This window comes from Paenibacillus sp. An7 (assembly GCF_009870785.1).
Classification (GTDB): domain Bacteria; phylum Bacillota; class Bacilli; order Paenibacillales; family Paenibacillaceae; genus Paenibacillus.
Window position 1 is genome coordinate 1 of record NZ_WTWX01000044.1, and the last position, 7,296, is coordinate 7,296.

At 37.5% G+C, this 7,296-nt stretch carries 3 protein-coding genes and 2 pseudogenes; 3 read left to right on the forward strand and 2 right to left on the reverse strand.

The window, feature by feature from the left end; all coding sequences use genetic code 11:
- Positions 1-858: 858 nt before the first annotated feature.
- The gene (locus GQY27_RS20760) at positions 859-2,034 is read left to right on the forward strand and encodes a hypothetical protein (RefSeq protein ID WP_160037172.1); all 1,176 of its coding nucleotides are present in this window, start codon (positions 859-861) and stop codon (positions 2,032-2,034) included.
- A gap of 248 nt (positions 2,035-2,282) precedes the next feature.
- Here GQY27_RS20760 and GQY27_RS20765 read toward each other — a convergent pair whose 3' ends face one another.
- Both GQY27_RS20765 and GQY27_RS20770 read right to left on the reverse strand, forming a co-directional pair.
- Positions 2,283-2,741, reverse strand: coding sequence for a hypothetical protein (locus tag GQY27_RS20765; protein ID WP_160037173.1), 459 nt, complete (start codon positions 2,739-2,741; stop codon positions 2,283-2,285).
- 170 nt (positions 2,742-2,911) lie between these two features.
- Positions 2,912-3,889: a phosphotransferase gene (locus GQY27_RS20770; protein ID WP_160037174.1), complete on the reverse strand. Its 978-nt coding sequence runs from the start codon at positions 3,887-3,889 to the stop codon at positions 2,912-2,914.
- A 377-nt stretch (positions 3,890-4,266) separates the two neighbouring features.
- Between GQY27_RS20770 and GQY27_RS20775 the strand changes: the two are divergent.
- Positions 4,267-5,474: pseudogene (locus tag GQY27_RS20775) on the forward strand (IS110 family RNA-guided transposase).
- 568 nt (positions 5,475-6,042) lie between these two features.
- Positions 6,043-7,296 (forward strand): annotated as a pseudogene (locus GQY27_RS20780) (IS110 family RNA-guided transposase); the annotation flags it as partial.

The window sequence follows — 7,296 nt, forward strand, 5'->3', positions numbered from 1 at the left end:
TCTATGCCTAAAAAACCTTGTTACAGCAAGGGGTTAGAATTATGAAATTGATTCAGCTATAACATATTATTAGACAAAAATTGGCCTTAGATAAAATCCAGTTATGTAAAGCTTTTTATTCTGGAATATAGCGAATGTTGTGTTGCAGTTCTTTAAAGATAGACTGGCGAGTCGTTTCCGAAGGACAGACCTACTCCATCCCGCCTATCTAAAAAGAAATTTTAGGTGAAGTACTGGGTATTTTAAGCTTAAACTTTGTTCAAATAGGATAGACGGCATTACCGAAGGGGTTTTATTGTCACGGTTTTTCAATCCACGTGCGACACTTTTTTTCAAATCATTTCGTGAGCTGTTTTTCATCATAAACATTTCCTTGGTATATTGTTAATGAGTTAGAGGTCATATTCTAATTCTTCTTCGGTCACCTCTACAAATTCTACGCTGTCATAAGGATTACAAATCTGCGAAATACACCTTCATACCCTTGTAATTCTTCCAATTCATGAAAGCATGCGAACTCTTCACCAAGAGCAGCAGTAGCTGTTTGGAATAAAGTTCAATCTGGCATTTTAACAGCAGTATACAGCCTTATTTTTCATTCTAACCTGTTCACTTGTTTTAACAGTGAATTCAAATCCGAATTTCTTGAACTTTGTACCTCCTCTGATATTGATGCAGCTTAAGTATAATGTCATGAGCTTAATCAGATGGCCATAGTCTAAAGATAAAATTTATGATTATTATGTTAGCTTACGTAGTCAATTATCTCTAATTTGTGATCTAATTTCAATTAATAAAGTTACAAATAAAGGTTTTTATAGTAAAATAGTTACAATATACATGAAAGGGGTTCATTATTTGTTCATTGCTATTATAACAATATTAAGTTTAGCGTTTTTGGGATCACTTTTTAAAGAAGACAACACGAGCAAGAAAGAACAAAACAAATCTGAACAAACCAGATCTTCCATTAATACAAAATTCGAACCAGTAGAAAATCATGGATTATCAGACGATGCTTTGGCAGAAGTAATGCTTAATATTCCTGAAGCGAGAAACAGAAAATTCGTAACAACTGATGGAAATGTTGTTGGAAAGTTTCTTCATTACGAAATCACTTGGATAAGAAAAAACCAGCAGGGGGTCAATAGATACTCTTCGATAAATGAACTACTTAAAAAAGAAATTATACCAAGAGAAACATATGATGAGTTAAAAAAAATAAATGATTCGATGGTTGATTTGAGAAAATATTTTGGGTTAAAAATAGATCCTGAGATTTATAGAATAATTCCCGTGGATACTTTTGAAATGCCAATAGAAAACTTCGCTGTGAATAATACTGTTTCAAATAACATACCAGCAAAAAACGAAGTGGAGTTACTTACAGACGGTGAAGGTGATTGTACTGTTAAGATGATTTATGATCGAGACAAAGAAAAGATGAAATATGGATATACTGTAACACCAGGAGATGAAACTGATCATCAATTACCTATAAAAGATATAATTTCGCCAATCATAGTAAAGAAAAATGTCTCAATATGGGACCCTTTAGATTTATCAGTTATAGACAATATTATTAACTCTCTTACAATTAGTTTGAAATACTCTAACAATCAATATAAAGGGCACTCTGACATCTTGAAGGAATTGGAAGATGTCACATCTATTATGTTGTCATATATGAAAGGCAACTTTTCAAAAACAGAGGTATTAATGGATAATAACAGGGCCTATTGGTGGACTTTTATGGGTCTTATTGGAACCTCATTTCTATATTCTGCTATTTATACAAGTGAAATGAAGTTATATGAAGATTCTAATGGGTGGTTAGTTTTGGCGTTAATGACTAGCGATGATATTGATTTTATGAATAAGTGTTACCATCTATATTTAAATAATTTAATAAAGCAAGGAAAAGAAAAATCCTCTGTAAACCTATCTTATTTTCACGAGAACTTAAGTGATGCAAATACGAGAGCGAAGGCGATAATTAACTTTGTAGGTATGCGAAATACGAATTATGCATAGACGGGATGAAGCCTTTTATACAAAAGAGATTCAATCCACAAAGTAGAGTTTACATCCAGAGCAGCTGAAGGACTTTCTTTCACAGTCGCAGGTACTGCTGCCGTTGAATGAAATAGCTGTAAACTTCAGTTGCGTATTTATCTATTCGGTAATCGGGACAAGAACTTCGTACTGATAAAACAAAAAAACCGCTAATTAGCGGTTTTCGAAATTCATTTTTTCACAATTCATTTTTTGTACGGCTCCATTTATTTTGTTACATCTCTAGGATATATCAAGACTGTATCGAAATATAATTTCTCTCGATAATATTCAAACTCATCTTTATCCAAAGCTGTATATTTCTCATCTTTTAAATCATTTAAAGTCATATTGTCTTCTCTCCAAAGCTTAAGACCCAGTTGTGGAAAATTGAACAAAGTACCATCCATATAGTCAGGGTCTTTTACACACGGAGCGATCTCACTTAATTTTGGCACTAGCTCTTCAACTGTTGTCCTGAAAAGTTCAATATCGTATCCAGCAAGGACTGCTAAGATATTTCGTCCATTAACTAACTCTATCTCCCTTAACCTATTTCCGTAATAACTAAAATTATGGTGTATAGATGATGGCAGCTCTTGAGTTATAATTTCCACTTCATCTCTAGTCATACCAAGCTCTAGTTCGCCAATACTTTCTCCAACTTTGATGTCAATATGATACATTCTTTTATTCCTTTCTAGAAACATAACTGAATGACTCTGATTTATATTATTATATTTCCTTCACATTATTGAACTATCCTGTTCATTAGCTAAAAGAAAAAGCAACCGGTCTTTTGAGCGGCTGCTTACTTGTTCTTATTGAGCTATCGTTTTTTCGTTAGTTGAACACACTACTCCCAGTAAGGAGTACCACTAAAGAGAAATTCTTCTTTATTTACATATAACTTAAATTCCCGACTTGCTAATTTACTAATGTGACTGGGTAACCACTCATTAGAGTCAGGCAACCCAAGCCAAAAATTCATTGTTTCGAGTTGGGCTGCTACAAAGAAGCCTTCCAATTGTTGGACATAGTTATGAGGCAGGTCGAATTGTTTTGCGTATGATTCTAGCAACTGCCTTCTGAACGCTGGGTGGATATAGGAAAGTGTCCAACCTAAATCGAATAAATAATATCCGAACCCACAAGCCCCAAAATCAATGGCTCTAGCTTCTTGTTCATGAAACACAAAATTACTTGGAATCAAATCTGCGTGAATTATCCCCCAATTTCCAGGTGTTCTTTCTATGTCGTTCATCATTAAAATTGCACTCTCTCCGGCCAATCGCAAAATTTCCACATCATTTTTATTGAGTTCACCACCGTTAGCAACCTGTTTAAGCTTTTCTAATGATTGTGAAATTCTAGAATTATCAAAGGACGGCCGAGTAAATGATGACGGAATCTTCCAAAAAGACGATTGTTTATGAAGCTTCCCGATCAAATCGCCTACACACTCGGCATCATTGACTGTTGGAACAAATTGTTTTTGCTCACCATCTACCCATTTTACCAATGTACAGTTCATATCAGCTATCTTAGTAACATATTCACCAATGTTATTTTTTATAGGTGATGGCAACACCAGATCAGTATCATTTGTTAATGATTCCAGCCAAATCATTTCTGAATGGATGACTTTTTCCTCAGACCAAATACTTTCCATCGAATCATTTTTTGATAGATGTATTCGCAAACTATAGCAGTTACTTTCCTTATCTGTAACTTTATAGATGGTGTTTGCATTTTGGCCAATATGAGCTATTGATTGATAAGTAATTGAATAACAAGTTAATGCTTTTATTGCAACATCCTGAGTATTTAGCACGGTATCTTCCTTCCCTTGAAACAACCGAATAAGGACATCGTACCATAATAATTTTCTAATAGTTTGGGAGAGAACTCTTATATTTATATCTTATCCATCACTTTGTGTAATTAAGGTAACCTGCCGGTTCGTATTATGAGGTCAACCAGTTCTTTCTGGTTGACCCTTTTTTCATTAGCTTTAAGAATTAAGGTAGCCGGGTCGAACGTACCTGCCGGTGGGACTTGATCCCGAGTGCAATCATGTTCACCCCTACTTGTCATGACCATGATTGAAGCTGGTTGGGACATTGATCCCGTATAACAAGCGATGCTATGGAGCGACAAGAGGAAATCACAGGGGCTACCGGTAAATCTAAATTAGGAAGGTGCATTTAAATGAATCCAGTGATTGGCCTGGATATTTCTAAAAATGAAAGCCATGGACAAGCCTTTTTAGAGCGAGGTAAACCGTACAGAGGGACGTTTAAATTCGAACATACCCAAGAAGGGCTGGCGAAGTTACTTCAAATTATTCAGGATGTTGAACATGCTGCTGGACTACGTCCAATGCTACTTCTCGAAGCTACCGGGCATTATCAGAGTCCCGTTGTTCAGTTTTTAGAGGAGCATCATTATTTGTATATTGTCATTAATCCGCTCATCTCAAATCGGCTTAGAAAGTCCAACCTTCGAAAGGTGAAGACAGATGCTGCTGATGCCTATTTGCTCGGAGAGTTGTACTATAAAGAGGAATTTGAGCCCTATAAAAAAAGAGGTGTTCAGCTGCTTAATTTGCGTTATCTAACAAGACAATATGAGTCTCTTTCAAAGATGTGTGTACAGATTAAACTGCAGTTTCAAGCTGTTCTTGATCAAGTTTTCCCTACGTACAAAGGTGTTTTCGGGGACATCTATTCTAACATTTCACTTCGATTTCTAAATGAGTTTCCGACTTCATATTTGGTGTTGCAGTCGGATGAAGAAATGCCTAAGTCTAAATTCAAAGAACTACTCTCCTCAAAACGAGGAAGGTCAGAGAATTGGATCTGTGTGCGAGTTAAGCGTCTACTACATGCGGCAAAACAAAACCCTTTTCAACAGAATATGTATTCTAGTCACTTGGTTAACCTGAGAGTTTTGATTTCGCTCATCCTTCAGTACCAAGAGCATCTGTCTCAATTAAAAACAACATTGATGCTCTCGCTGAAGAAATTGAAGAATATGATTTAATCCAGTCGATTCCCGGCATTGGTCCTAAAATTGCGGCAACAATTTTATCTGAAATTGGAGAAGTCGACCGTTTTGATCATCCCAAGAAACTAGTAGCCTTTTCAGGCATTGATCCAAGTGTTTTCTCATCTGGAAAGTTTACGGCAACACGAAATCGAATTACCAAACGTGGTTCCAGGCAACTTCGTTATGCGCTAGTTATGGCCGTCCAGTGTGGACTTATTCGTTCTCGTAATGTGCGACTTAAAGATTTTTATGATCGCAAAAGAGCAGAAGGAAAGCCACATAAAGTAGCATTAGTCGCATGTGCAAATAAGCTAGTTCATTGGCTTTATGTCATCCTGAAAAGTAAAAAATCTTTCCGTACTGCCTAACTATTTTCACTTTGGTATAACCTTCCAAAACAAAAGGGATTGGAGGGTTATTTGGGATGCTTATTTTTAATATACCACATGACTTAAGTTCATTTTACTGGTAATCTTGACAAGCTATTAGCTGGTATTGCATAAGTAAGGGAGCAGCCTGCCAACTGGCAAGCTGCTCCCTGCTGTGTTCAGCTATCGTTTTTTCGTTAGCTTCATACGTACAATTAAAGGAAGGATTCATGACCAGTTCATTCCCAAAAAACCTACCAAGACATATACAAAAGCTATCAGCAGTAGCCAATATAAGATATTAAACGGATTGTCCCTAAGGTTTAGTAGGGCTCTTATCCACTTCAGAGGAGCTCTCATAAATTAAACCTCCTACTTTCTTGCTTTCTTGGCTGCAGAAATCGTAAATCGGTTTTAAAATATATACTCCTTTCTTGAACTAACGTTTATCGTTAGAATTCCTGTAAAACGAAAAATTTGGAGTTTGAATAGAAAGAGCGCCTCTGTACGATGGGAGTACGCAACGGGTCAAAAGCCCTTAAAATCCACATCAGGAGGTCGCTCTAACATGAAGTTTAAAGCACAAGAAAAACAAAATCAACTCATTGAAAACATTACCGTTCATCATCTGGTGGTCGGTGTAGATATCGCTCAGGAAGTCCATGTTGCCCGGGCTGTGAGCTTTCGAGGAATTGCACTTGGCACACCCCTAAAATTCGTCAATCATTTAGAAGGTTTCAATTTTCTCAAACGTTGGATCCAAGATTTATTGAAATCCTATAAGCTTCAGAAAGTCATTGTTGGTATGGAGCCTACGGGTACATTATTGGCTTAGCCTGGCTCGCTGGCTGGATTCGCAAGGTATTGAGACTGTGCTTGTAAATCCCCATCTTGTTAAAAAGAACAAAGAAAACCGGGACAATACGCCATCGAAAAGCGATCATAAAGACGCGCTGGTCATCGCAGATATAATGAAAAATGGATACTACTCTCCCGTTCGATTTCTTGCAGAATCTTACGAAGAACTCCGTATTCTTATGGCGAATCGAGAAACCGTGACCAAACGTCTCAACAGTGCGGTAAATCAGATTCATCGCTGGGTAGATATTGTCTTTCCTGAACTGCGTCAGGTATTTAAGATTCTTACTTGCACCAGTGCTATCGCTACACTTCGGCTCTTCCCATTACCCAAAGAAATTAGCCGGTTATCCACTGAACAAGTTCTGGCTGGCTGGAAGCAATTCGTGAAACGTCATGCTGGTGTCAAACGTGCAGAGCAACTTATTGCACTTGCGAAATGCAGTGTAGGTGCCACGCAAGCACTTCACGCCCACAAACTTCATCTACAGCAACTCTTAGAAGAATATGACTTGGCTCAGCGCCAACTTGAACAGATTGAGCAGGAACTCCACATGATATTGGGGCGTATTCCTTATGCTCGTAAACTGCTCGAAATCCCAGGTGTAAATGCAACCAGCTTAGCTGGCATTCTTGGTGAGGCTGGTGATCTAAGCGGTTATGCACATGGAAATGCTCTACTACGTCACGCCGGTATGAACTTAGCTGAAGCAAGTTCTGGGAAGTGGCGAGGGAAGATGGTACTTAGCAAACGTGGTCGACCCCGTTTGCGTCGTTTCCTCTATCTCGTGACCATGTGTATGGTGATGACCAACTCAGAATTTCGGGCTCTGCACCAATACAACGTGAAGGAGAAGAAGGTTAAGAAGATGAAATCGATTATGAAATTGATTGGGAAAGTTGCACGTAATGCTTGTCTCTCTTGCTAAAAATGGCAATACTTACGACTCAACTAGAATTTTCT